Origin of the sequence: Psychroserpens mesophilus, assembly GCF_050617655.1 — a bacterium.
Taxonomy (GTDB): Bacteria; Bacteroidota; Bacteroidia; order Flavobacteriales; family Flavobacteriaceae; genus Psychroserpens; species Psychroserpens mesophilus_A.
The window spans coordinates 1-228 of record NZ_JBODQC010000591.1; the positions used below are offsets into that span (position 1 = coordinate 1).

Below are 228 nucleotides of genomic sequence, written 5' to 3' on the forward strand. Positions count from 1 at the left end.
ACTTCGTTGGAAGTGAGGCTCTGGTGCCGCTCAATGACCTGCAGCTCGGCATTTTCCTCCACCACGATGAGGTTTCTGGGCTGCAGCAGGAGGGACGCCTCGTTCCCCGTGGAGAGGTGGAGGATTTCCACCGGCTTGCGGGGGGCTTTGTTCTTCGGGATATAGATGTAGGCCCCTTCCCGCGTAAAGGCGGTGTTCAGCGTGGTGAGGGATTCCTCCCGGGAGGCG

The 228-nt window shown here is 61.0% G+C and carries 1 pseudogene; it reads right to left on the bottom strand.

Going from position 1 to position 228, the window contains the following annotated elements:
• Positions 1-228 (bottom strand): annotated as a pseudogene (locus ACRHNM_RS18550) (Fe-S cluster assembly protein SufD); the annotation flags it as partial.